The sequence below is a fragment of the Ectopseudomonas chengduensis genome (assembly GCF_900102635.1).
Classification (GTDB): domain Bacteria; phylum Pseudomonadota; class Gammaproteobacteria; order Pseudomonadales; family Pseudomonadaceae; genus Aquipseudomonas; species Aquipseudomonas chengduensis.
Map to the genome: position 1 here is coordinate 37441 of NZ_FMZQ01000002.1, position 23814 is coordinate 61254.

Here is a 23814-nt window from a genome sequence, read left to right on the forward strand (position 1 = left end):
TGATGAGAGAGGAAGTACAGCATGGCTTACAGTGACAAGGTCATCGACCACTACGAAAATCCGCGCAACGTCGGCAAGCTCAATGCCGAAGATCCCGATGTCGGCACCGGTATGGTCGGCGCGCCGGCCTGCGGCGACGTGATGCGCCTGCAGATCAAGGTCAGCGAAAGTGGCGTTATCGAAGACGCCAAGTTCAAGACCTACGGCTGCGGCTCGGCTATCGCCTCCAGCTCCCTCGCGACCGAGTGGATGAAGGGCAAGACCCTCGATGAGGCCGAAAGCATCAAGAACACCCAGCTCGCCGAAGAACTGGCCCTGCCGCCAGTGAAAATTCACTGCTCTGTACTCGCTGAAGATGCCATCAAGGCTGCTGTGCGCGACTACAAGCAGAAGAAAGGCTTGCTCTGATACGAGGTTTGTAATGGCCATCACCATGTCTGAAGCAGCTGCCCGCCACGTGCAACGCTCTCTTGATGGGCGCGGCAAGGGCGAGGGCATTCGCCTCGGGGTGCGCACTACCGGTTGCTCCGGCCTGGCCTACGTGCTCGAGTTCGTCGATGAGCTGGCGGCAGAGGATCAGGTATTCGAGAGTCATGGCGTCAAGGTGATCATCGATCCCAAGAGCCTGGTCTATCTCGATGGCACCGAGTTGGACTTCGTCAAGGAAGGTCTCAACGAGGGCTTCAAGTTCATCAACCCTAACGTGCGCGGCGAATGCGGTTGCGGCGAAAGCTTCAACGTTTGAGGCGCTCGCGTGGGTAATCCTTGTCATTTCGCCCTGTTCGACCTGCAGCCGAGCTTTCGTCTCGATATGAAGCAACTGGCCGCTCGCTACCGTGAGCTGGCGCGTCAGGTTCATCCGGATCGCTTTGCCGATGCCGGTGAGCGTGAGCAGCGTTTGGCGCTGGAGCGCTCGGCCTGCCTCAACGAGGCTTATCAGGTTCTGAAAACTCCGTCTCAGCGGGCACGCTACCTGCTGGCCATGCGTGGCCCCGAGTTGCCGCTGGAAGTGACGGTGCAGGATCCCGATTTCCTCCTGCAGCAAATGCAGCTGCGCGAAGAGCTGGAGGAACTGCAGGATGATGCTGATCTGGCCGGTGTCGCGACCTTCAAGCGTCGCCTGAAAGCGGCGCAGGAGCAGCTCAACGAGCACTTCGCTGCATGCTGGGATGACGAGGCCCGCCGTGAAGAGGCCGAGCGTCTGATGCGCCGCATGCAGTTCCTCGACAAGCTCTCTCATGAAGTGCGCCAGTTAGAAGAGCGCCTCGACGATTAACCTGTAGGTTGCCACGGCAGCCTGCCTGATGATTTCAAGAAGACCATGGCCTTATTGCAGATCGCCGAGCCCGGGCAGAGCCCGCAACCGCACCAGCGTCGTCTGGCAGTGGGTATTGACCTGGGTACCACCAACTCGCTGGTCGCTGCTGTGCGCAGTGGTCTGGCAGAGCCGCTGGCTGACGATGATGGCAAGGTCATCCTGCCGTCTGCCGTGCGTTACCACGCTGGACGCATCGAGGTTGGCGAGTCAGCCAAACTGGCGGCCGCCAGCGATCCGCTCAATACCGTGCTGTCGGTCAAGCGCCTGATGGGGCGGGGTATCGCAGACGTGCATCAGCTCGGCGAACAAATGCCTTACCGCTTCGCTGCGGGCGAGTCGCACATGCCCTTCATCGAGACGGTGCAGGGGGCGAAAAGCCCGGTCGAAGTCTCGGCGGAAATTCTCAAGACCCTGCGCTTGCGCGCTGAACAGACCTTGGGCGGTGAGTTGGTCGGTGCGGTGATTACCGTTCCGGCTTATTTCGATGACGCTCAGCGTCAGGCCACCAAGGATGCTGCGCGCCTGGCTGGCCTGACTGTTCTGCGTCTGCTCAATGAGCCTACTGCCGCTGCAGTCGCCTATGGTCTGGATCAGAAAGCCGAGGGCGTGGTTGCTATTTATGACCTCGGCGGTGGCACTTTCGACATTTCCATCCTGCGCCTGACTGGCGGTGTGTTCGAGGTGCTGGCTACCGGCGGCGACAGTGCGCTGGGCGGTGACGACTTCGATCATGCCGTAGCCGACTGGATCATCCAGCAGGCCGGTATTTCCAGTGATCTTGATCCGTCGACCCAGCGTAGCCTGCTGCAAACTGCCTGTGCGGCCAAAGAAGGGCTGACGGATGCCGATAGCGTCGAGCTGAACCATGGTGAATGGCGTGGCTCGTTGTCGCGCACGCAGTTCGAGGCGTTGATCGAGCCGATGGTGGCGCGCAGTCTCAAGGCTTGTCGTCGTGCTGTGCGTGATTCCGGCGTCGAGTTGGAAGAGGTTGGTGCGGTCGTAATGGTTGGTGGCTCTACTCGCGTGCCGCGTGTGCGTGAGGCCGTCGGGGGGCTGTTCGGTCGGGCGCCGCTGACCAATATCGATCCGGATCAGGTGGTGGCCATTGGTGCTGCGATCCAGGCCGACGCCCTGGCGGGCAATCAGCGTGATGACGGCGAGGAGTTGCTCCTGCTGGATGTGATCCCCCTGTCGCTCGGCCTGGAAACCATGGGCGGGCTGATGGAGAAGGTGATCCCGCGTAATACCACCATTCCGGTGGCGCGTGCGCAGGAGTTCACCACCTACAAGGATGGCCAGACGGCCATGATGATTCACGTGCTGCAGGGTGAGCGCGAACTGATCGCTGATTGCCGCTCCCTGGCACGTTTCGAGTTGCGTGGTATTCCGCCGATGGTGGCTGGGGCTGCGAAGATCCGCGTGACCTTCCAGGTCGATGCCGATGGCCTGCTTAGTGTCGCAGCGCGTGAGCTGAGTTCTGGGATTGAGGCGAGCATTCAGGTCAAGCCGTCTTATGGCCTGACCGATGGCGAAATTGCACGCATGCTGCAGGACTCTTTCCAGAATGCTGGAGGCGACAAGGCTGCCCGCGTGCTGCGTGAGCAGCAGGTCGATGGTCAGCGCCTGATCGAGGCCGTCGAGGCGGCGCTGCAGGCCGATGGCGAGCGTTTGCTGGATGCCGAGGAGCGCGAGGTCATCGAGCTGCAGATGCAGGAATTACGCGATCTGCTGGCGGGTAATGACGGTCTGGCGATCGAGCGGCAGACCAAGCGGCTGTCGCAGGTCACTGATGCTTTCGCGGCTCGCCGCCTGGATTCGACGGTAAAAGCCGCGCTGGCAGGGCGCAATCTGAATGAGATCGAGGAATAATTGATGCCGCAGGTAATTTTTCTGCCTCACGAGCGATTCTGCCCGGATGGTCTGGTGGTAGAGGCTGAGCCTGGAGTTTCCATCCTCGAGCTGGCGCACGAGCACCATATCGAGATGGAGAGCGCTTGCGGCGGTGTGTGTGCCTGCACCACCTGTCACTGCATCGTGCGCGAAGGTTTCGATTCGCTGAACGAGGCGGATGAGTTGGAAGAGGATTACCTGGACAAGGCCTGGGGGCTCGAGGCTCAGTCGCGCCTGGCCTGTCAGGCTATCGTTGGTGAGGAAGATATCACCGTCGAGATTCCAAAGTATTCGCTTAATCACGCAGCCGAAGCGCCGCACTGACAGGCAGCTCCCTCATCCGGCGCTTCGCGCCACCTTCTCCCAAAGGGAGAAGGGCCCAGAGGAAGTTGTCGCTACGCGACTTTCACGTTAAGCAGGAAGCATGATCATGAGTCTGAAATGGGCCGATGTACTGGACATTGCCATCGAGCTGAGCGAGCAGAAGCCGGATGTCGATCCGCGTTACGTGAACTTCGTCGATCTGCACCGTTGGGTCGTGTCCTTGCCGCAGTTCTCCGATGACCCGCAACGCGGGGGGGAGAAAGTGCTGGAGGCGATACAGGCCGCCTGGATCGAAGAACTCGATTGAAACAGGCGCTTACGGCGCCCGCCCTACGCTTTTAACCGGAACCCGCGTATAATTCGCGGGTTTAATTTTTCGCTTTAACCCTAAAGTTTCTGGAGCTTCACATGGCTGTTCAACGTACTTTCTCCATCATCAAGCCTGACGCCGTTGCCAAGAACGTCATCGGTGAGATCACCACCCGTTTCGAAAAAGCCGGCCTGCGCGTTGTCGCTTCGAAGATGGTACAACTGTCCGAGCGCGAAGCCGCTGGTTTCTACGCTGAGCACAGCGAGCGTGGCTTCTTCAAGGATCTGGTTGCTTTCATGACTTCCGGTCCGGTCATCGTTCAGGTTCTGGAAGGCGAAAACGCCGTTGCCAAGAACCGTGAACTGATGGGTGCCACCAACCCGAAAGAAGCAGCTGCCGGCACCATCCGTGCTGACTTCGCCGTTTCCATCGACGAAAACGCTGTTCATGGTTCGGATTCCGAAGCCTCCGCTGCTCGCGAGATCGCTTACTTCTTCTCCGCTACCGAGCAGTGCGCGCGCATTCGCTGATTGGCGAATGATGCGAGGGTGAAGCCATGACCAATACCACCGGCAAGATCAACCTGCTGGGCCTGACCCAGCCGGAAATGGAACAGTTCTTCGAGTCCATCGGCGAGAAGCGCTTCCGTGCCGGCCAGGTGATGAAGTGGATTCACCACTTTGGCGTCGATGATTTCGCCGCCATGACCAATGTCGGCAAGGCCTTGCGCGAGAAGCTCGAGGCCTCTGCCGAGATTCGCGGCCCGGAAGTGGTCAGCGAAAATATTTCTGCCGATGGCACGCGCAAGTGGGTGGTGCGTGTGGCGTCGGGTAGCTGTGTGGAAACCGTTTATATCCCGCAGAACGGCCGCGGCACGCTTTGTGTTTCGTCCCAGGCCGGTTGTGCCCTGGATTGCAGCTTCTGCTCCACCGGCAAGCAAGGCTTCAATAGCGACCTGACCAGCGCCGAGATCATCGGCCAGGTATGGATCGCCAACAAATCCTTCGGCAGCGTTCCGGCGAAGATTGATCGTGCCATCACCAACGTGGTGATGATGGGCATGGGCGAGCCGCTGCTGAACTTCGACAACGTCGTCTCTGCCATGCAGATCATGATGGATGACCTCGGCTACGGCATCTCCAAGCGCAAGGTGACCCTGTCCACCTCCGGCGTGGTGCCGATGATCGACAAGCTGGCCGAAGTCATCGACGTGTCTCTGGCGCTGTCGTTGCACGCGCCCAACGACGAACTGCGTAATCAGCTGGTACCGATCAACAAGAAGTACCCGCTGGAGATGCTTCTGGCAGCGTGCAAACGCTACGTCTCCAAACTGGGCGAGAAGCGCGTGCTGACCATCGAGTACACCCTGCTCAAAGGCGTCAACGATCAGCCTGAGCACGCTGAGCAGATGATCGCACTTCTGGCCGATGTACCTTGCAAGATCAACCTGATTCCGTTTAATCCCTTCCCCTTCTCGGGGTACGAGCGGCCGAGCAATAACGCGATTCGCCGCTTCCAGGACCTGTTGCACAAGGCTGGTCATAACGTCACGGTGCGCACGACGCGTGGTGACGATATCGATGCGGCCTGCGGCCAGTTGGTTGGCCAGGTCATGGACCGTACTCGGCGCAGTGAGCGTTACATCGCCGTGCGTCAGCTGGGCAACGAGGCGCAAGAGCCTCGCACTGCCGCCAATCGAAATTGAAGAGAGGATGCCTATGACCTTGCGCCCTACGCTGTTATTGCTCGTTGTCAGCCTGCTTGCTGGTTGTGTGACCACGGGCGATGTCGACCCCATGCGTACGGCGAAAGGGCGTGACGAAGCACGCGATGCCTATGTGCAGCTTGGCATCGCCTACATCCAGCAGGGTGATACGCAGCGCGCCAAGGTGCCGCTGAAGAATGCACTTGATCTCGATTCGTCGAATGCAGACGCGCATGCCGCGCTAGCTATGGCCTTCCAGCTGGAAATGGAGCCAAAGCTGGCCGATGAGCATTTTCGCAAAGCGCTGTCCCAGCGTCCGAAGGACGCCCGTCTGCTAAACAACTATGGTGGTTTCCTGTTCGAGCAGAAGCGTTATCAGGAGGCCATGAGCACCTATCTCAAAGCTGCCGAGGACAACCTCTATCCAGAGCGTTCCCGGGTTTTCGAGAATCTGGGCATGACCGCTCTGCAGCTCGGTCAGCGTGAGCAGGCCAAAGAGTACTTCCAGCGCGCCTTGCGCCTGAGTAGTCGTCAGCCACGCGCATTGCTGGAAATGGCCGTACTGTCCTATGAGGACAAGGAGTACGTGCCAGCACGTCGTTACTACGACAGCTACAGCGAAATGGCACCGCAGAATGCGCGCAGCCTACTGCTCGGCGCACGTTTGGCCGAAGTATTCGAGGATCGTGACAAGGCCGCCAGTCTGGGCCTGCAGTTGCGTCGTCTGTATCCGGCTTCTCAGGAATATCAGCAATTTGTTTCGGGGCAACAATGAACGCGGCACATAGCGAAGTGGCTCAGCCGATGCCGACCAATCCAGGTGAAAGTCTGCGTCAGGCACGGGAGATCAAAGGGTGGAGCGTCGCCGAAGTGGCGACTCAGCTCAACCTGACTCCTCAACGTCTTGCCCAGATCGAAGCCGGTGCTTTCGACAAGCTGCCGGGCACCACCTTCGCCCGTGGTTACATTCGCGCCTATGCCAAGCTTCTCGAAATGGACCAGAACCGGCTGGTGATGGAGTTCGATCAGTTCACGGGGACAGATGCCTCTGGTAGCAGTGTGCATGCCTTGGGGCGTATCGAAGAGCCTGTGCGCTATTCGCAGAGCATCCTGCGTCTGGTCAGCTTCCTGTTGCTGCTGGCATTGATCGGCGCAGGTTTTCTCTGGTGGCAGGATCAGGGCCGTCCAGTGGCCAGCTTGGCTGATCTGGGGCTCGAGCATGTGGAGGTGGAAGGCGCCGACGGTACCACTCAGGTGCACTCGCTTGCCGAGCCGGAAGACCAGGCGGTGATCGCCGCTCAGGGCAACGTGCAGAGCAGCCCGCTGCTGCTGCCGGTCGAGCCAGGTGAAGCACCAGAAGCTGCCAGCACCGCAGAACAACCTGCTGCCGAAGCCGGCACCGCTGAAAGCGCGCAAGAGGCTCCTGTTGCTCCTGTATCGAATACGCCGGCTGCTCCTGCTCCGGCTGCACCTGCAGCCGAACCTGCAACGCCTGTGGCCGTCTCTGCTGGGCAGGGCGTGCTCAACGTGCAGTTCACCGCCGATTGCTGGACTCAGGTTACCGATGCCGATGGCAAGGTCCTGCTAAGCGCACTCAAACGCAGCGGTGAACGTATCGAACTTGCTGGCAAGGCACCGCTGGAACTGCGTCTGGGTTTTGCCCGTGGTGCCCAGGTGGCCTACAACGGCGAAAGCGTTGACGTTGCGCCGCACATGACTGGCGAAACCGCGCGCCTGAAATTGGGGTTGTAAAGCATGCATTGCGAATCGCCGATCAAGCGCCGACTGTCGCGCAAGATCTGGGTTGGCTCGGTACCGGTGGGCGGCGATGCGCCGATCGCGGTACAGAGCATGACCAACACCGACACCAACGATGTAGCTGCTACCGTGGCGCAGATCCAGCGCCTGGAAAATGCCGGCGCCGATATCGTGCGCGTTTCCGTGCCGGATATGGACGCCGCCGAGGCCTTTGGCCGCATCAAGCAGCAGGTGCGCGTACCACTGGTGGCTGACATCCATTTCGACTACCAGATCGCTCTGCGTGTGGCAGAGCTGGGTGTCGACTGCCTGCGCATCAACCCCGGCAACATCGGTCGTGAAGATCGCGTCAGGGCAGTGGTCGAGGCTGCGCGTGACAAGGGCATCCCGATCCGTATCGGCGTCAACGCCGGTTCCCTGGAAAAGGATCTGCAGAAGAAGTACGGCGAGCCCACTCCTGCTGCGCTGGTGGAATCCGCGCTGCGTCATGTCGAGCACCTGGATCGCCTTAACTTCCCCGATTTCAAGGTCAGCGTGAAGGCCTCCGACGTGTTCATGGCCGTCGAGGCTTACCGTCTGCTGGCCAAGCAGATCGAGCAACCGCTGCACCTGGGCATTACCGAAGCCGGTGGCCTGCGCTCCGGTACTGTGAAGTCGGCAGTCGGTCTGGGCATGCTGCTGGCCGAGGGGATTGGCGATACCATCCGCATCTCGCTGGCCGCCGACCCGGTGGAAGAGATCAAGGTTGGCTTCGACATTCTCAAGTCTTTGCGTCTGCGTTCGCGTGGCATCAACTTCATCGCCTGCCCGAGCTGCTCGCGGCAGAACTTCGATGTGGTCAAGACCATGAACGAGCTGGAAGCCCGCGTCGAGGACCTGCTGGTACCGCTGGACGTGGCCGTGATCGGCTGCGTGGTCAACGGGCCCGGCGAAGCCAAGGAGGCACATATCGGCCTCACCGGCGGTAGCCCGAACAACCTGGTCTATATCGACGGCAAGCCCGCTTCGAAGCTGACCAACGAAAACCTGGTGGACGAGCTGGAAAAGCTCATCCGCGACAAGGCGGCCGAAAAGGTCGCCGCCGATGCGGCCGTGATCGTGCGCGGCTGATCCGTGCGTAAGGAATACACTTGAGCAAGTCCCTGCAAGCCATTCGTGGCATGAACGACATCCTGCCGGAGCAGACGCCTGCCTGGCGCTACCTGGAAAGTACCCTGGTCAGCCTGCTCGATGGCTATGGCTACAAGGAAATCCGCCTGCCCATCGTCGAGTACACCGAGTTGTTCGCTCGCGGTATCGGTGAAGGCACCGATGTGGTCGACAAGGAGATGTATACCTTCCTTGATCGCAACGAGGAATCCCTGACCCTGCGTCCCGAAGGCACTGCCGGTTGCGTGCGTGCGGTGCTTGAGCATGGACTGTCCGGTGGCGGTCAGGTGCAGAAACTGTGGTACGCCGGCCCCATGTTCCGCTACGAGAAGCCGCAGAAAGGTCGCTATCGCCAGTTCCATCAGGTCGGCGTGGAAGCCTTCAATCTGCCGGGCCCGGACGTCGATGCCGAGCTGATCGTGCTTACCTGGCGTTTGTGGAAAAAGCTCGGTTTGTCTGATGCCGTGACGCTGCAGCTCAACAGCCTGGGTTCCAGCGAGGCGCGAGCGGCTTATCGAGACGCACTGGTAGCCTACTTGCAGGAGCGTTTCGATCAGCTCGATGAAGACAGCCAGCGTCGCCTGACCACCAATCCGCTGCGTATCCTCGACAGCAAGAACGAGGCGACCCAGGCCGCGCTGGTAGGTGCACCGACCTTGGGCGATTACCTCGATGAGGAATCGCGCCTGCACTTCGAGGGCGTCAAGGCGCGCCTGGATGCGGCCGGCATTCGCTACCAGATCAATCACAAGCTGGTGCGCGGTCTGGATTACTACAATCGCACCGTGTTCGAGTGGGTCACCGACAAGCTCGGCTCCCAGGGCACCGTATGCGCCGGTGGTCGTTATGATGGCCTGGTTTCCATGTTGGGTGGCAAGGCCACGCCAGGCGTTGGCTTCGCCATGGGTGTCGAGCGTCTGGTGCTGCTGCTGGAAACCCTGCAGTTGCTACCGGCTGACCTCAACCGCGCCGCCGATGTTTACATCTGTGCCTTCGGCGAGGCTGCCGAGCTGGCGGCGCTGACACTGGTCGAGCGTCTGCGTGACGAATTGCCGGGACTGCGCCTATTGCTCAACTCTGGTGGTGGCAGTTTCAAGAGCCAGTTCAAGAAGGCCGACAAGAGCGGCGCACGCTATGCGCTGATTCTGGGGGACGACGAATTGGCTGGGCGCGTGGTAGGTTGCAAACCGCTGCGCGACGACAGTGAACAACAAAGTGTTGCCTGGGATGCTCTGGCTGAGCATCTGGCTGCCTGCCAGCAGGCCTGAGCAGGCTCTCGATTAGGAGTACGGGGTTAGACATGCAGACCGAAGACGAACAGATCGCACAAATGAAGGACTGGTGGGATCGTAACGGCAAGCCTTTGCTGGCCGGCGGCGTATTGGCGCTGGTAGCTGTATTCGGCTGGCAGGGCTGGCAGAAGTATCAGGACAATCAGGCGCAAGGCGCCTCCGTGCTCTATCAGCAATTGCTGGAGACCGCCTTGGACCCTGCCGGCAAACCCGATGCCGCGAAAGTTGCCGACCTGGCCGCTAAGCTCGACAGCGAATTTGGCGGTAGCCACTACGCCCAGTACGGCAACCTGTTCGTCGCCAAGGTCGCCGTCGAAGCCGACCGTCTCGACGATGCCGCTGCCGCGCTGCAGCGCGTGCTCGACAAGCCGGCCGACGCCACGCTCGGTGAGCTGGCGCGTCAGCGTCTGGCCCGTGTTCTGGCAGCCCAGGAAAAAACTGATGATGCGCTGAAACTGCTCGATGCCAAGGTCGAGGACGCTTTCCTCGCCAGCCGCGAAGAACTCAAGGGCGATCTGCTGGTACAGCTGGGTCGCAGCGATGACGCGCACGCCGCCTATCAGAAGGCCAAGGATGCGCTGGCCGAAGACGCCGCTGTTGGCGGTCTGCAGATGAAGCTGGACGACCTGGCAAAAGGGGATGCGTGAAGTGATGCGTTGGAAGAATGCCGCACTGCTGGCTCTGGCCGTTCTGGCCGTGGGTTGCAGCAGCAATAGCAAGAAGGAACTGCCGCCCGCCGAACTGACCAAGTTCGACGCCGAAGTCGAGCTGCGTACCGAGTGGAGCCGCTCCGTTGGTGATGGTCAGGGCGATACCTTCAACATGCTGGTGCCGGCCATCGACGGGGATGTGATCTACGCCGCTGATGTCGAAGGTCTGGTCATGGCCATGGACCGCACCAGCGGCAAGGTCATCTGGCGCAAGAAGCTTGAAATCCCGGTATCCGGCGCCATCGGTGTCGGCTACGGCCAGGTACTGTTGGGTACCCTCAAGGGTGAAGTGATCGCCCTGGACTCCAGTGACGGTGAAGAACAATGGCGTTCGCGCGTGACCAGCGAAGTGCTTGCTGCGCCGGCTAGCAACGGCGATATCGTCGTGGTGCAGACCCAGGACGACCGCCTGATTGCCTTCGATGCCAGCACCGGCAGCCAGCGCTGGATCGTCGAGAACACCCCGGCCGTACTGACCTTGCGCGGCACTGGCGCTCCGCTGGTGACCAACCGCCTGGTGATCGCCGGTCTGTCCAGCGGGAAAGTTATTGCGGTCGACGCCCAGCGCGGCCTGCCGGTCTGGGAGCAGCGTATCGCCATCCCGCAGGGTCGTTCCGAACTGGAGCGTGTTGTCGACATCGACGGCGGCTTGCTGCTGTCCGGCGGCACCGTCTACGCGGTGAGCTACCAGGGCCGTGTCGCGGCCATGGATCTGGAGTCCGGTCGCGTACTCTGGCAGCGCGAGGCATCCAGCTCGGTTGGCGTCGCTCAAGGTTTCGGCAACGTCTATGTCAGCATGGCCAACGGCACCGTCGAAGGTATCGACGAGCGCAGCGCTTCGGCCCTGTGGAGCAACGATTCGATGGCGCGTCGCCAGCTGTCGGGCCCGGCAGTGTTTTCCAGCTATGTCGCCGTGGGTGACTTCGAAGGCTATCTGCACCTGCTGAGCCAGGTCGATGGTCGCTTCGTCGGCCGTACCCGCATCGACAGCGACGGCCTGCGTGCCCAGCCGTTGGTGGTGGGTGATTGGTTGTACGTCTACGGTAACAGCGGCAAGTTGGTGGCACTGACCATCAAGTAACACGCTATGCTGCCGGTACACCCGACAGCATGAGACGCCCTGGCCGCTGCCCCTGCAGCGGCCTTTGCATTTTCTGAATTAACCGAGTGGAGAGCCTGATGGTTCCCGTAATTGCCCTGGTGGGCCGGCCGAATGTCGGCAAGTCCACGCTCTTCAACCGCCTGACCCGCAGCCGCGACGCTATCGTCGGCGACCTGTCCGGTCTGACCCGCGACCGCCAGTATGGCGAGGCGAAGTGGCAGGGGCGCACCTATATCGTGATCGACACCGGTGGTATTTCCGGTGACGAGGAAGGCATCGACGCGAAGATGGCCGAGCAGTCGCTGCAGGCCATCGAAGAGGCCGATGCCGTGCTGTTCCTGGTGGACGCGCGCGCTGGCATGACTGCCTCCGACCAGATGATCGGCGAGCACCTGCGCCGTCGTAACAAGCAGAGCTTCCTGGTGGTGAACAAGGTCGACAACCTCGATGTCGACCTGGCTCGCGCCGAATTCAGCCCCATGGGCCTGGGCGAGCCACTGGCGATTGCCGGTGCTCACGGCCGCGGTATCACCCAGATGCTGGAAGTGGTTCTCGGCGCGTTCCCCAAGGACGCCGGCGAGCCGGAGGAGGGTGCCGAAGAGGAGGAGGTGCTGGAAGGCCAGGAGGCCAAGCGCATTCCCGGCCCGAGCGAGAAGGACGGCATCAAGCTGGCCATCATCGGTCGCCCCAACGTAGGCAAGTCCACCCTGGTCAACCGCATGCTCGGCGAAGAGCGGGTCATCGTCTATGACCAGGCGGGGACCACGCGTGACAGCATCTACATTCCGTTCGAGCGTGACGACGAGAAGTACACGCTGATCGATACCGCCGGTGTGCGTCGGCGCGGCAAGATCTTCGAGGCTGTGGAGAAATTCTCCGTGGTCAAGACGCTGCAGGCCATTCAGGACTCCAACGTCGTGGTGTTCGTCATGGACGCCCGCGAAGGCGTGGTCGATCACGACCTCAACCTGCTCGGCTTCGTGCTGGAAAGCGGCCGCGCCCTGGTCATCGCCCTGAACAAGTGGGACGGTATGGACCAGGGCCAGAAGGATTATGTGAAGACCGAGCTGGAGCGCCGGCTGTTCTTCGTCGACTTCGCCGATATCCACTTCATTTCCGCCCTGCACGGCACTGGCGTGGGCCATCTGTACAAGTCGGTGCAGGCCTCGTTCAAGTCGGCGATCACCCGCTGGCCGACCAGCCGCCTGACGCAGATTCTCGAAGATGCCGTCAGCGACCACGCGCCGCCCTTGGTCAATGGTCGCCGCATCAAGCTGCGCTATGCCCACCTGGGTGGCGCCAACCCGCCGCTGATCGTGATCCACGGTAACCAGGTTGACGCCGTGCCGCGTGCCTACTCTCGTTATCTGGAAAACACCTTCCGCCGTGTGCTGAAACTGGTCGGTACGCCGATCCGTATCGAGTACAAGGGCGGCGAGAACCCCTACGAGGGCAACAAGAACAAGCTCACGGATCGCCAGGTGAACAAAAAGCGCCGGCTGATGAGCCACCACAAGAAGGCCGAGAAGAAGCGCAAGGACAAGCGCTAGTAAGCTTTGCGCCAGGGTGTGCGCCGGTGATCGTCCGGCGCGCACGGCATAAGCTTCCAACTCTTTTTCATAAGCACAGCAGGTGCCGCCTGCTGCGCCCTTCGGCTATCCTCGCGGCTTGCCTTGTTCTTCCAGGAAGTCGCGATGCTCGCCAGCAAACTGCCCAACGTCGGCACCACCATCTTCACGCGCATGTCCCAGCTCGCTGCCGACGTTGGCGCGATCAACCTGTCTCAGGGCTTTCCCGACTTCGATGGGCCGCAGGAGTTGCGCGAAGCCGTGGCGCGCCACGTCATGGAAGGGCGCAACCAGTATTCGCCGATGACCGGGTTGCCCAGTCTGCGCCAGCAGGTGGCGGCGAAGATCGCCCGCAGCTATGGCGTGCAGCGTGATGCCGACAGCGAGATCACCATCACCCCCGGCGCCACCGAGGCGATCTTTTGCGCGGTACAGGCGCTGATCCGTCCGGGTGATGAAGCCATCGTCCTCGACCCTTGCTACGACAGTTACGAGCCGTCGGTGGAGCTGGCCGGCGGGCGCTGTGTGCATGTGCCGCTGGCATTGCCGGATTTCGCCGTGGACTGGCAGCGCCTGAGTGATGCCATCAGCCCGCGCACCCGGCTGATCTTCCTCAACTCCCCGCACAACCCCAGTGGTGCGCTGCTGACCCGTGCCGACCTGGACAAGCTGGCCGAGCTGATTCGTGGCCGCGATATCCATGTGATCAGCGACGAGGTCTATGAGCACCTGATCTACGACGGCGCCCGCCATGCCAGCGTGCTGGCCCACGACGAGCTGTATCAGCGCGCCTTTGTGGTCAGCTCTTTCGGCAAGACTTATCACGTGACTGGCTGGAAGACTGGCTACGTGGTGGCGCCGCCGGCACTGACCGCGGAACTACGCAAGATCCACCAATACGTCAACTTTTGTGGCGTGACGCCGCTGCAGTTCGCACTGGCCGACTTCATGGCCGCGCACCCCGAGCATGTCGAGGAGCTGCCGGCTTTTTACCAGGCCAGGCGCGACCTGTTCTGCGATCTGCTGGCTGGCTCGCGCTTCACCTTCACCCGCGCTCCGGGTACCTATTTCCAGTTGGCCGACTATTCGGCCATTCGCCCCGATCTGGACGACGTGGCCATGGCCGAGTGGCTGACGCGTGAGCACGGCGTGGCGGCGATCCCGGTGTCGGTGTTCTACCAGTCGGCGCCCGAGGATATGCGCCTGGTGCGCTTCTGCTTCGCCAAGCGTGAAGAAACCCTGCGCCAGGCCGCCGAGAAACTCTGTGCGGTGTGAGAGTAGGGCGGGTGTAACCTGCCTGTAAGGAGTTGGCGGGTTTCACCCGCCCTACGGCGAACGAGGTGCCCCGATGAGCAGCAAACCCGATCTCGAACTGGCTCTGATCCAGACCACCCTGGCCTGGCATGATCCGGCGGCCAACCGTGAACACTTTCAGGCATTGCTGGAGCAGGCGCATGGCGCTGATCTGGTGATCCTGCCGGAGATGTTCAGCACAGGTTTTTCCATGGAGTCGGCCGAGCTGGCCGAGCCCGAGAATGGCCCCAGCAGCGTCTGGCTGCGCGAGCAGGCGCAGCGTATCGATGCGGTGATCTGCGGCAGCCTGATCATCCAGGCGGCCGACGGCAGCTACCGCAATCGCCTGCTGTGGGCGCGCCCGGACGGTTCATGGGGGCATTACGACAAGCGTCATCTGTTTCGCATGGCCGGTGAGCACAAGCATTACCGCGCCGGTAGCGAGCAGGTCGTGCTGGAGCTCAAGGGCTGGCGCGTGCGCCCGCTGATCTGCTACGACCTGCGCTTCCCGGTCTGGAGTCGCGATGCGGGTGGCACCGATCTGCTGCTGTATACCGCCAATTGGCCGGGGGCGCGTCGCCAGCACTGGAACCGCCTGCTGCCAGCGCGAGCCATCGAGAACCTGTGCTATGTCGCGGCTGTGAACCGCGTCGGCGAGGACGGTAAGGGCCACGGATATACTGGCGATTCTCAGGTACTGGATTTCCAGGGCGAGACCCTGCTGGCGGCTGGCGATGGTGATGGTGTGTTCCGCGCCCGGCTGTCGAGCGAGGCACTGGCTGCCTACCGCGAGCGCTTCCCCGCACACCTGGATGCCGATGCCTTCACCTTGAACTGATCAGAAGCTACATGAACATGGACGTACAGCAGAGCAATCCCTTTCAGCCTCCGCAGGCCGACCTGCAGCAGGCCACCACCAATCAGTCGCCGCTCTACAGCGTCGCGGGTGTTGGCCTGGCGACCTTCATCGGCACGCCGCTGGCTGGCGCCTGGCTGCTGGCGCATAACCTGCAACTGCTCGGCAAGGCAGATCGAGTGGCGATGGTCTGGGGTATTGCCGTCTTGCTTCTGGTGGTTACCTTGGTCCTGGCTTTCGTCTTGCCGGAGGAGGTGCCCGCCATGCCGTTCGCCATTGCACAGTTGATGGCTATGATCATGTTTGCCAAGAGCCTCATGGAAGCCGATCTCAAGCAGCATGCAGAGGCCGGTGGTGCGTTTCTGTCCAACTGGCGGTCGGCGGGTATCGGTGTGATGTTCACCCTCGGCCTGGCCGCGCTGATGTTCGCGGTGCTGATGATTTTCGATGTCTGAGTGTATGTGCCCGGATTTCATCCGAGCTACGGACACAAGTACATGCAAAGCGGCTTTTCGTAGGAGCCCCGCCTCGGGGCGAAGCTTTTCGAGCCAGCGCCGCCGGTATTCGCGGCGGGGCGCCGCTCCTACAGGATGCCCGAAACGCTACTGATGTTTGCGATATCCTTTCCGGATTTCATCCGGGCTGCGCATACAAAAACGCCGGGCATTGCCCGGCGTTTTTTGTGAGTGGCGCTTAAGGACATCAGGCCGCTTGCGACTCGGCCTGGCTCAGGGCTCGGTTCAGCGCGCTGAACAGGGCGCGGAAGCTCGCGGTGGTCAGGTTCTCGTCGATGCCGATGCCGTGCAGGGCGCGACCGCCGTTGACGCGTAGCTCGATGTAGGCAGCCGCCTTGGCATTGGTGCCGGCGCCGATGGCGTGCTCGCTGTAGTCCATGACTTCCACCGCGACGGGCAGGGCTGCGGCCAGGGCTTCCAGTGGGCCCTTGCCGATGCCGCGCCAGTGGTGTTTTTCAGCGCCCTCGATAACCTCGATATCCACCGCGCTGGTGCCATTCTCTTCCTGCAGACGATGCCCTTTAAGGGTGTAGGGGCTGCGCGCTTGCAGGTATTCGGTTTCGAGCAACTGATGGATCTGCGCGGCTGTCATTTCCAGACCGAGGCGATCGGTTTCGCGCTGTACTACCTGGCTGAACTCGATCTGCATGCGCCGCGGCAGGCTGATGCCGTACTCCTGCTCGAGCAGGAAGGTGATACCGCCCTTGCCCGACTGGCTGTTCACGCGGATCACCGCCTCGTAGTCGCGGCCGATGTCGGCCGGGTCGATCGGCAGGTAGGGCACTTCCCAGAGGGCATCTTGCTTCTGCTGGGCGAAGCCCTTGCGGATGGCGTCCTGGTGCGAGCCGGAGAAGGCGGTGTGCACCAGATCGCCGACGTACGGATGGCGCGGGTGCACCGGGATCTGGTTGCAGTCCTCGACCACCTTGCGCACGGCGTCGATGTCGGAGAAGTCCAGCTCAGGGTCTACGCCCTGGGTGTAGAGGTTCAGCGCCAGGGTCACCAGGCAGACGTTGCCGGTGCGCTCGCCGTTACCGAACAGGCAGCCTTCGACGCGGTCGGCGCCAGCCATGACGGCCAGCTCCGAGGCTGCGACGCCAGTGCCACGGTCATTGTGGGTGTGCACGCTGATCAGCACGCTGTCGCGGCGGTCGACGTGACGACCGAACCACTCGATCTGGTCGGCGTAGTTGTTCGGCGTGGCGCACTCGATGGTGGCGGGCAGGTTGAGGATCAACTTGTTCGCCGGGGTCGGCTGGAACACACCGATCACCGCGTTGCACACCTCGACGGCAAAATCGATCTCGGTGCTGCTGAACACTTCCGGCGAATACTCGAAGCCCCACTGGGTTTCCGGCGCGGCATCGGCCAGGCGCTTGATGGTGGTGCCGGCGGCTACGGCAATGGCTTTGACGCCGGCCTTGTCCTGGTTGAAGACGATCTTGCGGAAGCTCGGTGCGCAGGCGTTGTAGTAATGGACGATGGCCTTTTTGGCGCCTTTCAGCGACTCGAAGGTGCGCTCGATAAGGTCGTCACGGGCCTGGGTCAGCACCTGGATGGTGACGTCGTCGGGGATGTGGCCGCCTTCGATCAGCTCGCGGACGAAGTCGAAGTCGGTCTGAGAGGCGGACGGGAAGCCCACTTCGATTTCCTTCAGGCCCACGGCCACCAGGCACTTGAAGAAGCGCATCTTCTTCTCGGCATCCATCGGCTCGATCAGCGACTGGTTGCCGTCGCGCAGGTCGGTCGACAGCCAGATCGGCGCCTTGTCGATGATCTTGTCCGGCCAGGTGCGGTCCGGAATCTGAATCTGGGTGAACGGACGGTACTTCTGCGACGGGTCTTTGAGCATGGTCATGAGAGGGTCCTGCGAAATGGGAGTCGAACACGAGGCCGGGCGGCCATGAAACGGGGTTTCAGGCGGGGCTTCGCAGTCGCGGGCTGACCAGTCGCAGGCATGCGAGCTGGCGGACGAGAAAGATGTTTTTCATGTGGGCACCCTATCCATAGCAGGTGGATATGGCAATGCTTGCTTAAAAAACGCCGATTTATTGCTGGATAGCGTTTGCTGGCGGATTTTATTGCTTTGAAAGGTGCGTTTTCGGCGAATCGTGTTTGTGGGGGCTTGCGGCGGCTCGCCCCTGCACCTCTTATAGTCAGCCTTCAATCGGCGTAGTCATATGCGCCACCTTTTTCAAGGGCTCGGCGATAAGCCGGCCTGGCATGAATGCGTTGCAGAAAATCGCTCAGACGCGGGTGGTTGGTTAGCACTCCACGGGCGGCAGCTGCTTCAAGCGGGAAGCTGAGCTGAATATCGGCAGCGCTGAAGGCATCACCGGCAAACCAGTCGTGCTCGCTCAGTTGGCTCTCCAGGTAGTCGAAATGCAGCTTCAGCTGCGGCGAGATGAACGCCTGACTTACCTTGTTCGCGATACCTCTGGCGATGGGTTTGATGAAGAACGGCATTGGCGCGCTGCGCAGCTTGTCGAAGACCAGCTTGAGCAGCAGTGGTGGCATCGCCGAGCCTTCGGCGTAATGCAGCCAGTAGCGGCAGCGCAGACTTTCCGGGCTGCCGGCGGCAGGCAGCAACCAATCGCCATAGCGCTCGGCCAGGTATTCGATGATGGCGCCCGATTCAGCCAGGGTCAGTTCGCCGTCGGTGATCAGCGGCGACTTGCCCAGAGGATGCACCTGGCGCAGCTCGGCAGGGGCGAGCATGGTCTGCGGGTCGCGCTGGTAGTGCTTGATCTGGTACTCGATACCAATCTCTTCGAGCATCCAGAGAATGCGTTGCGAGCGCGAGTTGTTCAGGTGATGCAGGGTAATCATGGCAAGCTCCGACCGATTTTGGGACAAAGGCTCTGTAACACGTCGTACAGGGACGCACCACTAGCGTTTCATTGAGCTGCCCCGTGCTGTTCGACGATGGCTGGCCGCAGTTCGCGCATGTCCGCACCGCTCGGATGCTGGAACACGCGCAGGCCGAACTCGGGGAGGATGGCCAGCAGGTGGTCGAAGATGTCCGACTGGATACCTTCGTAGGCATTCCAGGCGATGGTGTTGGTGAAGCAGTAGATTTCCAGCGGCAGGCCGTCGGCAGTCGGACTGAGCTGGCGCACCAGCAGGGTCATGTTCTGGTGGATGTTCGGGTTGTGCCGCAAGTAGTGCTCGACGTAGGCCCTGAAGCTGCCGATGTTGGTGATGCGCCGGGTGTTCACCGCTTCCTTGCCGTGCTCGGCCAGCTTGGCGTTCCAGTCCTGCAGTTCCTGGTCCTTGCGATCGAGGTACTCATCCAGAAGCATGAAGCGGCGCAGCCGTGCGATCTCCTCGTCGCTGAGGAAATGTACGCTGGTTTGATCCAAAAACAGCGCACGTTTGATCCGACGCCCACCCGACTCCTGCATGCCGCGCCAGTTCTTGAACGGGTCGGTGATGAAGCGCTTGGTTGGTATGGTGGTGATGGTCTTGTCCCAGTTCTGCACCTTGACCGTGTGCAGGGCGATATCGATCACGTCGCCGTCCGCGTTCAGCTGGGGCATTTCCACCCAGTCACCGACGCGGATGATGTCGCTGGAGGAAATCTGCACGCTGGCCACCAGCGACAGCAGGGTATCCTGAAAGATCAACATCAGCACGGCGGCCATGGCGCCGAGGCCGGACAGCAGGATCAGCGGCGAGCGGTCGATCAGCGCCGCTACCATCAGGATTGCGGCGATGGCGAAGATGGCGATCTTGATCACCTGCAAGTAGCCCTTGATCGGCTTCAGGTGTGCGTTGGGGCGACGCTGGTAGAGGGTGTTGAGGATATCCAGCAGCGCGCCAATGGCCATGGCGATAGTCAGCACCACGAAGGCGCCGCAGACGTTGCGCGTCACTTCCACCACGGCAGCGGGCATGCCCGGCACCAGAACCACGCCGCTGGACAGCACCAGCGCCGGCACGATGTTGGACAGGCGCTTGATGATGCCGCTTTCCTTGATCTGGCCATGGCGGCCCAGGGCGGTCGCGCCGACCAGGCGGTAGATGGCGCGGACCAGGATGCGTTTGACCACCCAGTTCGACAGCCAGGCGGCGACGATCAGGGCGAGGGTAGCAGTGAGGGTGAGCAGTTCTGGCTGAGTGTTCAGCCAGTCCATCCAGGTGTTGAGCTCATTCGGCATTTCCGGCTCCGAAGCAGACAGAAGAAATGACCGACGCTGCAGGGCGGCCATCTGAGCCGCCGTACCCTAGCAAAGATACTCGATTAACCCAAACGGCGGCTGTTGCAGGCTGCGTGCGTTCAGGGCTTGAACGCGCCGATGAAGATCGCAGGGTCGACCCGCGCGTCGTTGAGGCTGACGTTCCAGTGCAGGTGTGGGCCGGTGGCGCGCCCGGTGGCGCCGACCTTGCCGACGTGGCCGCCTCGGGCGATTTCGTCGCCAAGCTTCACGTCGATCTCGGACAGGTGGCAGAACATGCTGATCAGCCCCTGACCGTGATCGAGGAACACCGTTTTGCCATTGAAGAAGTAGTCACCGATGAGGATCACTTTGCCGGCTGCTGGCGCCTTGATCGGTGTGCCGCGGTTGGCGGCGAAGTCCAGGCCCGAGTGCGGGTTGCGCTCCTCGCCGTTGAAGAAACGACGCAAGCCGAACGGACTGGACAGCGGGCCGTTGACTGGTCTGTCGAACATCAGGTTGCTCGGCTGGCGTGCGCTGAATTGCTGGTAGGCGCGGGTCTGCTCGGCCAGCTCGCGTTCGATGCGCTTGAGGTTGGCGGCGTTGGGGGTGACCTGCTGCTGGTTCTTGATGGTGATGCGCTGCTCGGTGTAGTGCTTGGCACCCACCTGGAAATTCAGCCTCTGGCCGCCCTCGACCTCTACCTGCTGAGTGCCCGGTTTGACGCTGAGTGGGATGCCGACGATAGCGATCCAGCGCTTGCTGTCTTCATGCACGGTCAGCACCGGCTTGCCCTGATAGCGCACTTTGGGTGCCTGCGTCGGGTTGCCTAGATCGAGCACTGCCACACCGCCCGGCACCGGCTTGTTCAGCAGGCGAGTGATAAACCCCTCGGAGTAGGCGGGCAGGGTAAGACACAGAGCCAGCAGGCCGGCGAACAGTTGCGTGCGGGTAAGGCTGTACATCGGTTCTCAATCCAGGAGCGACAAGGTCGCCGGTTGTATGTGGTTGTCCTCGACGCGCACGTCCAGTTCGCCTTCGCTCAGGCGCGCCTTGAGGCGCTGGCCGGGCTGGGTCTGCGCGGCGCTGCGCACGGCCTGACCGCGTTCGTCGAGGAGGATGCTGTAGCCTCGACCGAGGGTGGCCAGGGGGCTGACGATCTGCAGTTGCGCGGCCAGTGCGCCCAGTTGCTGGCGCTGGCTGCGTAGCTGGCCTTGCATGGCGCGTGGCAGGCGCGTAGCCAGGCCATCCAGACGCTGTCGCAGCAGTGCCAGGTTGCGGCCCGGATGCTGGGCGGCGAGGCGCGCGTCGAGACGGGCCAGGCGTTCGCGCTGATAGGCCAGGTGCTGGTTGAAGGCACGGCGCAGGCGCATGTCCAGGTCATCCAGGCGCTGGGCTTGCTGGCGCAGGCGCTCGCCGGGGTGACGCAGGCGTCTGCTCACACCTTCCAGACGCAGACGTTCGCGGGCCAGACGGCCCTGCATATGCAGCACCAAGCGTCGTTGCAGATTGTGCAGGCGCTGCACCAGCTCACTGCTGTCCGGGGCCAGCAGTTCGGCGGCGGCCGAAGGGGTTGGCGCGCGCACGTCAGCGACGAAGTCGGCGATGGAAACGTCCGTTTCGTGGCCCACGGCGCTGACGATGGGTGTGACGCACGCAGCCACGGCACGGGCCACGGCTTCTTCGTTGAAGCACCAGAGGTCTTCCAGCGAGCCACCGCCGCGGGCCAGGATCAGCGCATCGAAACCCTGCGCATCGGCGCGTTGCAGGGCGCGCACGATCTGCGCGGTGGCTTCGCGGCCCTGCACGGCAGTGGGGATCAGGTTCAACTCCACCTGCGGCGCGCGGCGGCGAAACACGCTGATGATGTCGCGGATCACCGCGCCGGTCGGTGAGCTGACGATGCCGATGCGCTTGGGGTGCGCGGGCAGGGCGATCTTGCGTTCGGTAGAGAACAGCCCTTCGGCGCCGAGCTTTTCCTTCAGCGCCTCGAAAGCCAGGCGCAGCGCGCCGTCGCCGGCCGGCTCGACCGCATCGAGAATCAGCTGATAGTCGCCGCGCCCCTCGAACAGCGAGACCTTGCCGCGTACCTTCACCGCCAATCCGTCGCGCAGCGCCTGGCGTACGCGCGCAGCGTTCTGCCGGAACAGCGCGCAGCGCACCTGCGCCTGGCTGTCCTTCAGGGTGAAGTAGATGTGGCCGGAGGCCGGTCGGGCGAGGTTGGAGATTTCCCCCTCGACCCAGATGCCGGCGAACACGTCCTCCAGCAGCAGGCGGGCGCGATTGTTGAGCTGGCTGACGCTGAGCACCTCGCGGTCGAGGTTCAGGCGAGCAAAGGGATCATTGATCATGGGGCGGCATGATAAGCCGAGAGGCCCGCAGGTGCGACCTTCATCAGGCGTCCTGCAGCAGGCGCTCGAGCAACCAGGCCGCGACCGGGCCGAGTTCGCGCTGGCGTGACCAGATGGCGTCCACCGTGACCCGCCGTGGCCAGCCACTGCAGGGCAGTTCATGCAGGCTACCGAAGCCGTAGGCATCGACCAGTTGTCGTGGCAGTTCGGCCCAGCCGAAGCCCAGGCGCGCCATTTCCAGCAGCATCAGGTAGTCCGGTGCGGCCCAGCAGCGTCCGCCGCTGCCGGGCAGGTCATCGGTATTGGCATCGTCATGGGCGACGCTGCTCAGGCGCAGCAAGCGCCAGCGCGACAAGTCGTCCTGACGTACCTGGGCCAGCCTGCTCAGCGGGTGATCGTTGGCCACGAACAGGCCGAACTCGCTGCTCATTTCCAGGCGGGCGTGGGCGATATGCGGCGGGTAGGTTGGTTGTGCGCCGAGTAGCCCCAACTGCGCACGGCCCTGGGTAACCAGGTCGAGCACATCGGCCTGTTCGGCGATCAAGCTCTCGAACTGCAGGTCGGGGAAGCGCTGATCCAGCTCCTGCAGACGTACCTCGTATTGTTTCGGCTGGTAGGCGTCGGACAGGGCCAGGGTCAGGCGCGCTTCCTGGCCTCTTGCCAAACCGGCCGCGTGTCGCGCCAGGCGGTCGCTGGCGCACAGGACTTCTTCGGCGTGGGCCAGCAGGCTGGCCCCGGCTTCGGTCAGTTGCAATGTGCGTGGGCCGCGCTCGAACAGCGCCACGCCCAGGTCGATTTCCAGGCGCGCGACGGCCTCGCTGATGGTCGACTGACTCTTGCCCAGGCGCCGCGCCGCAGCGCTGAGCGAGCCGCAATTGGCGGCCTGAGCGAAAGCTTGCAGCGATTCAGGTGAAATATTCATATCGGTTTTGCCGATGGCAGCTGCCTTTGGGTTGGCTGATATTCCGATGATCATAGCGCTCGTCGTCACTTATCACGAGGTTCGCTTCATGACTCAGCCCCTGCCGCGCTCTCTGCGTGAGCGCATTGGTCACGCCCTGGCCTTCGAAGGTATTGCCGTGCTTATCTGTGCGCCTGCCATGGCCTGGGCAATGGACAAACCGCTACTGCACCTGGGTGTGCTGACTCTGATGTTCTCCACCGTGGCGATGTTGTGGAACATGGTGTTCAACTACCTCTTTGACCGGGCACAGAGTCGCCTGGGTTTCGAGCGCGGGCTGTGGGCGCGGGTCAGCCATGCGCTGCTGTTCGAGGTGGGCTTGATCGTCGTGCTGGTACCGCTGGCGGCTTGGTGGTTGTCGATCGGTCTGCTCGAGGCGCTGCTCTTGGACATCGTGCTGATCCTGTTTTTCCTGCCGTACACCATGGCGTTCAACTGGATCTACGACGTGCTGCGTGCTCGCTGGGTGGCCCGTCGTGAAGCGCAGCAGGCTGCTGTGATCTGTCGCGGGGCTTGATTTGCCGGCGGTAGCGCCTAAGCTGCCGCCCTTTCCTT

General features: G+C 62.1%; 25 protein-coding genes. 19 read left to right on the top strand and 6 right to left on the bottom strand.

Features of this window, described 5'->3' with window-relative positions:
* Window positions 1-21 precede the first annotated feature (21 nt).
* From iscU to BLS08_RS04820, 18 genes are all read left to right on the top strand, one after another.
* Entirely contained in the window at window positions 22-408 is a 387-nt protein-coding gene (gene iscU, locus BLS08_RS04735; protein ID WP_017362576.1) for a Fe-S cluster assembly scaffold IscU, read from the top strand.
* Window positions 409-421: 13 nt separating this feature from the next.
* The gene (gene iscA, locus BLS08_RS04740) at window positions 422-745 is read left to right on the top strand and encodes an iron-sulfur cluster assembly protein IscA (protein ID WP_090336089.1); all 324 of its coding nucleotides are present in this window, start codon (window positions 422-424) and stop codon (window positions 743-745) included.
* A gap of 9 nt (window positions 746-754) precedes the next feature.
* Window positions 755-1276, top strand: coding sequence for a co-chaperone HscB (hscB, locus tag BLS08_RS04745; protein ID WP_090336091.1), 522 nt, complete (start codon window positions 755-757; stop codon window positions 1274-1276).
* Window positions 1277-1321: 45 nt separating this feature from the next.
* The gene (gene hscA, locus BLS08_RS04750) at window positions 1322-3187 is read left to right on the top strand and encodes a Fe-S protein assembly chaperone HscA (protein ID WP_090336094.1); all 1866 of its coding nucleotides are present in this window, start codon (window positions 1322-1324) and stop codon (window positions 3185-3187) included.
* 3 nt (window positions 3188-3190) lie between these two features.
* Window positions 3191-3532, top strand: a complete 342-nt coding sequence (gene fdx, locus BLS08_RS04755; protein WP_090336096.1) for an ISC system 2Fe-2S type ferredoxin — start codon at window positions 3191-3193, stop codon at window positions 3530-3532.
* Between the two features lie 106 nt (window positions 3533-3638).
* Complete coding sequence (gene iscX / locus BLS08_RS04760; protein ID WP_037001993.1) at window positions 3639-3839, top strand: Fe-S cluster assembly protein IscX; 201 nt, start codon at window positions 3639-3641, stop codon at window positions 3837-3839.
* Window positions 3840-3940: 101 nt separating this feature from the next.
* The gene (gene ndk, locus BLS08_RS04765; protein ID WP_003459696.1) at window positions 3941-4372 is read left to right on the top strand and encodes a nucleoside-diphosphate kinase; all 432 of its coding nucleotides are present in this window, start codon (window positions 3941-3943) and stop codon (window positions 4370-4372) included.
* 26 nt (window positions 4373-4398) lie between these two features.
* A complete protein-coding gene (gene rlmN / locus BLS08_RS04770) occupies window positions 4399-5547 on the top strand; it encodes a dual-specificity RNA methyltransferase RlmN (protein ID WP_090336098.1) in 1149 nt (382 codons plus the stop codon).
* Window positions 5548-5560: 13 nt separating this feature from the next.
* A complete protein-coding gene (gene pilW / locus BLS08_RS04775) occupies window positions 5561-6322 on the top strand; it encodes a type IV pilus biogenesis/stability protein PilW (RefSeq protein ID WP_090336100.1) in 762 nt (253 codons plus the stop codon).
* Window positions 6319-7299 carry a RodZ domain-containing protein gene (locus BLS08_RS04780; protein WP_090336103.1) on the top strand — a complete coding sequence of 327 codons (981 nt, stop codon included), beginning with the start codon at window positions 6319-6321 and terminating at the stop codon, window positions 7297-7299. Before pilW ends, BLS08_RS04780 begins: the two co-directional genes overlap by 4 nt.
* A gap of 3 nt (window positions 7300-7302) precedes the next feature.
* The gene (ispG, locus tag BLS08_RS04785) at window positions 7303-8415 is read left to right on the top strand and encodes a flavodoxin-dependent (E)-4-hydroxy-3-methylbut-2-enyl-diphosphate synthase (RefSeq protein WP_075749271.1); all 1113 of its coding nucleotides are present in this window, start codon (window positions 7303-7305) and stop codon (window positions 8413-8415) included.
* Between the two features lie 20 nt (window positions 8416-8435).
* Window positions 8436-9722 (top strand): histidine--tRNA ligase, encoded by a 1287-nt coding sequence (gene hisS / locus BLS08_RS04790; RefSeq protein ID WP_090336104.1) that lies wholly within the window; start codon window positions 8436-8438, stop codon window positions 9720-9722.
* Between the two features lie 32 nt (window positions 9723-9754).
* Window positions 9755-10393: a tetratricopeptide repeat protein gene (locus tag BLS08_RS04795; protein ID WP_090336106.1), complete on the top strand. Its 639-nt coding sequence runs from the start codon at window positions 9755-9757 to the stop codon at window positions 10391-10393.
* Window positions 10386-11537, top strand: coding sequence for an outer membrane protein assembly factor BamB (gene bamB / locus BLS08_RS04800; protein ID WP_090336108.1), 1152 nt, complete (start codon window positions 10386-10388; stop codon window positions 11535-11537). Before BLS08_RS04795 ends, bamB begins: the two co-directional genes overlap by 8 nt.
* Before the next feature lie 98 nt (window positions 11538-11635).
* Window positions 11636-13108 (top strand): ribosome biogenesis GTPase Der, encoded by a 1473-nt coding sequence (gene der / locus BLS08_RS04805; RefSeq protein WP_090336109.1) that lies wholly within the window; start codon window positions 11636-11638, stop codon window positions 13106-13108.
* A 144-nt stretch (window positions 13109-13252) separates the two neighbouring features.
* Window positions 13253-14401: a pyridoxal phosphate-dependent aminotransferase gene (locus BLS08_RS04810; protein ID WP_090336111.1), complete on the top strand. Its 1149-nt coding sequence runs from the start codon at window positions 13253-13255 to the stop codon at window positions 14399-14401.
* 73 nt (window positions 14402-14474) lie between these two features.
* Entirely contained in the window at window positions 14475-15257 is a 783-nt protein-coding gene (locus tag BLS08_RS04815; RefSeq protein ID WP_090336113.1) for an amidohydrolase, read from the top strand.
* An 11-nt stretch (window positions 15258-15268) separates the two neighbouring features.
* The gene (locus BLS08_RS04820) at window positions 15269-15730 is read left to right on the top strand and encodes a hypothetical protein (protein ID WP_231976541.1); all 462 of its coding nucleotides are present in this window, start codon (window positions 15269-15271) and stop codon (window positions 15728-15730) included.
* Window positions 15731-15977: 247 nt separating this feature from the next.
* On the opposite strand, the gene leuA is transcribed toward BLS08_RS04820, so the two are convergent.
* From leuA to BLS08_RS04850, 6 genes are all read right to left on the bottom strand, one after another.
* Complete coding sequence (leuA, locus tag BLS08_RS04825; RefSeq protein ID WP_074917900.1) at window positions 15978-17648, bottom strand: 2-isopropylmalate synthase; 1671 nt, start codon at window positions 17646-17648, stop codon at window positions 15978-15980.
* Between the two features lie 305 nt (window positions 17649-17953).
* Window positions 17954-18619: a glutathione S-transferase family protein gene (locus BLS08_RS04830; RefSeq protein ID WP_090336115.1), complete on the bottom strand. Its 666-nt coding sequence runs from the start codon at window positions 18617-18619 to the stop codon at window positions 17954-17956.
* Window positions 18620-18687: 68 nt separating this feature from the next.
* Window positions 18688-19950, bottom strand: coding sequence for a mechanosensitive ion channel family protein (locus BLS08_RS04835; RefSeq protein ID WP_064495697.1), 1263 nt, complete (start codon window positions 19948-19950; stop codon window positions 18688-18690).
* Window positions 19951-20069: 119 nt separating this feature from the next.
* Window positions 20070-20912 carry a M23 family metallopeptidase gene (locus tag BLS08_RS04840; protein WP_090336117.1) on the bottom strand — a complete coding sequence of 281 codons (843 nt, stop codon included), beginning with the start codon at window positions 20910-20912 and terminating at the stop codon, window positions 20070-20072.
* Window positions 20913-20918: 6 nt separating this feature from the next.
* Entirely contained in the window at window positions 20919-22298 is a 1380-nt protein-coding gene (xseA, locus tag BLS08_RS04845) for an exodeoxyribonuclease VII large subunit (RefSeq protein ID WP_090336119.1), read from the bottom strand.
* 43 nt (window positions 22299-22341) lie between these two features.
* A complete protein-coding gene (locus BLS08_RS04850; protein ID WP_090336120.1) occupies window positions 22342-23274 on the bottom strand; it encodes a LysR family transcriptional regulator in 933 nt (310 codons plus the stop codon).
* A 34-nt stretch (window positions 23275-23308) separates the two neighbouring features.
* Here BLS08_RS04850 and BLS08_RS04855 point away from each other — a divergent pair, with 34 nt between their 5' ends.
* Window positions 23309-23776, top strand: coding sequence for a multidrug/biocide efflux PACE transporter (locus BLS08_RS04855; protein ID WP_090336122.1), 468 nt, complete (start codon window positions 23309-23311; stop codon window positions 23774-23776).
* Window positions 23777-23814: the final 38 nt, after the last annotated feature.

What these genes read in the sequence shown, in the direction of transcription:
- iscU (WP_017362576.1), top strand. Translation starts at nt 22, where the DNA reads ATGGCTTACAGTGACAAGGTCATCGACCACTACGAAAATCCGCGCAAC.
- iscA (WP_090336089.1), top strand. Translation starts at nt 422, where the DNA reads ATGGCCATCACCATGTCTGAAGCAGCTGCCCGCCACGTGCAACGCTCT.
- hscA (WP_090336094.1), top strand. Translation starts at nt 1,322, where the DNA reads ATGGCCTTATTGCAGATCGCCGAGCCCGGGCAGAGCCCGCAACCGCAC.
- fdx (WP_090336096.1), top strand. Translation starts at nt 3,191, where the DNA reads ATGCCGCAGGTAATTTTTCTGCCTCACGAGCGATTCTGCCCGGATGGT.
- iscX (WP_037001993.1), top strand. Translation starts at nt 3,639, where the DNA reads ATGAGTCTGAAATGGGCCGATGTACTGGACATTGCCATCGAGCTGAGC.
- ndk (WP_003459696.1), top strand. Translation starts at nt 3,941, where the DNA reads ATGGCTGTTCAACGTACTTTCTCCATCATCAAGCCTGACGCCGTTGCC.
- rlmN (WP_090336098.1), top strand. Translation starts at nt 4,399, where the DNA reads ATGACCAATACCACCGGCAAGATCAACCTGCTGGGCCTGACCCAGCCG.
- pilW (WP_090336100.1), top strand. Translation starts at nt 5,561, where the DNA reads ATGACCTTGCGCCCTACGCTGTTATTGCTCGTTGTCAGCCTGCTTGCT.
- BLS08_RS04780 (WP_090336103.1), top strand. Translation starts at nt 6,319, where the DNA reads ATGAACGCGGCACATAGCGAAGTGGCTCAGCCGATGCCGACCAATCCA.
- ispG (WP_075749271.1), top strand. Translation starts at nt 7,303, where the DNA reads ATGCATTGCGAATCGCCGATCAAGCGCCGACTGTCGCGCAAGATCTGG.
- BLS08_RS04795 (WP_090336106.1), top strand. Translation starts at nt 9,755, where the DNA reads ATGCAGACCGAAGACGAACAGATCGCACAAATGAAGGACTGGTGGGAT.
- bamB (WP_090336108.1), top strand. Translation starts at nt 10,386, where the DNA reads ATGCGTGAAGTGATGCGTTGGAAGAATGCCGCACTGCTGGCTCTGGCC.
- der (WP_090336109.1), top strand. Translation starts at nt 11,636, where the DNA reads ATGGTTCCCGTAATTGCCCTGGTGGGCCGGCCGAATGTCGGCAAGTCC.
- BLS08_RS04810 (WP_090336111.1), top strand. Translation starts at nt 13,253, where the DNA reads ATGCTCGCCAGCAAACTGCCCAACGTCGGCACCACCATCTTCACGCGC.
- BLS08_RS04815 (WP_090336113.1), top strand. Translation starts at nt 14,475, where the DNA reads ATGAGCAGCAAACCCGATCTCGAACTGGCTCTGATCCAGACCACCCTG.
- BLS08_RS04820 (WP_231976541.1), top strand. Translation starts at nt 15,269, where the DNA reads ATGAACATGGACGTACAGCAGAGCAATCCCTTTCAGCCTCCGCAGGCC.
- leuA (WP_074917900.1), bottom strand. Translation starts at nt 17,648, where the DNA reads ATGACCATGCTCAAAGACCCGTCGCAGAAGTACCGTCCGTTCACCCAG.
- BLS08_RS04830 (WP_090336115.1), bottom strand. Translation starts at nt 18,619, where the DNA reads ATGATTACCCTGCATCACCTGAACAACTCGCGCTCGCAACGCATTCTC.
- BLS08_RS04835 (WP_064495697.1), bottom strand. Translation starts at nt 19,950, where the DNA reads ATGCCGAATGAGCTCAACACCTGGATGGACTGGCTGAACACTCAGCCA.
- BLS08_RS04840 (WP_090336117.1), bottom strand. Translation starts at nt 20,912, where the DNA reads ATGTACAGCCTTACCCGCACGCAACTGTTCGCCGGCCTGCTGGCTCTG.
- xseA (WP_090336119.1), bottom strand. Translation starts at nt 22,298, where the DNA reads ATGATCAATGATCCCTTTGCTCGCCTGAACCTCGACCGCGAGGTGCTC.
- BLS08_RS04850 (WP_090336120.1), bottom strand. Translation starts at nt 23,274, where the DNA reads ATGATCATCGGAATATCAGCCAACCCAAAGGCAGCTGCCATCGGCAAA.
- BLS08_RS04855 (WP_090336122.1), top strand. Translation starts at nt 23,309, where the DNA reads ATGACTCAGCCCCTGCCGCGCTCTCTGCGTGAGCGCATTGGTCACGCC.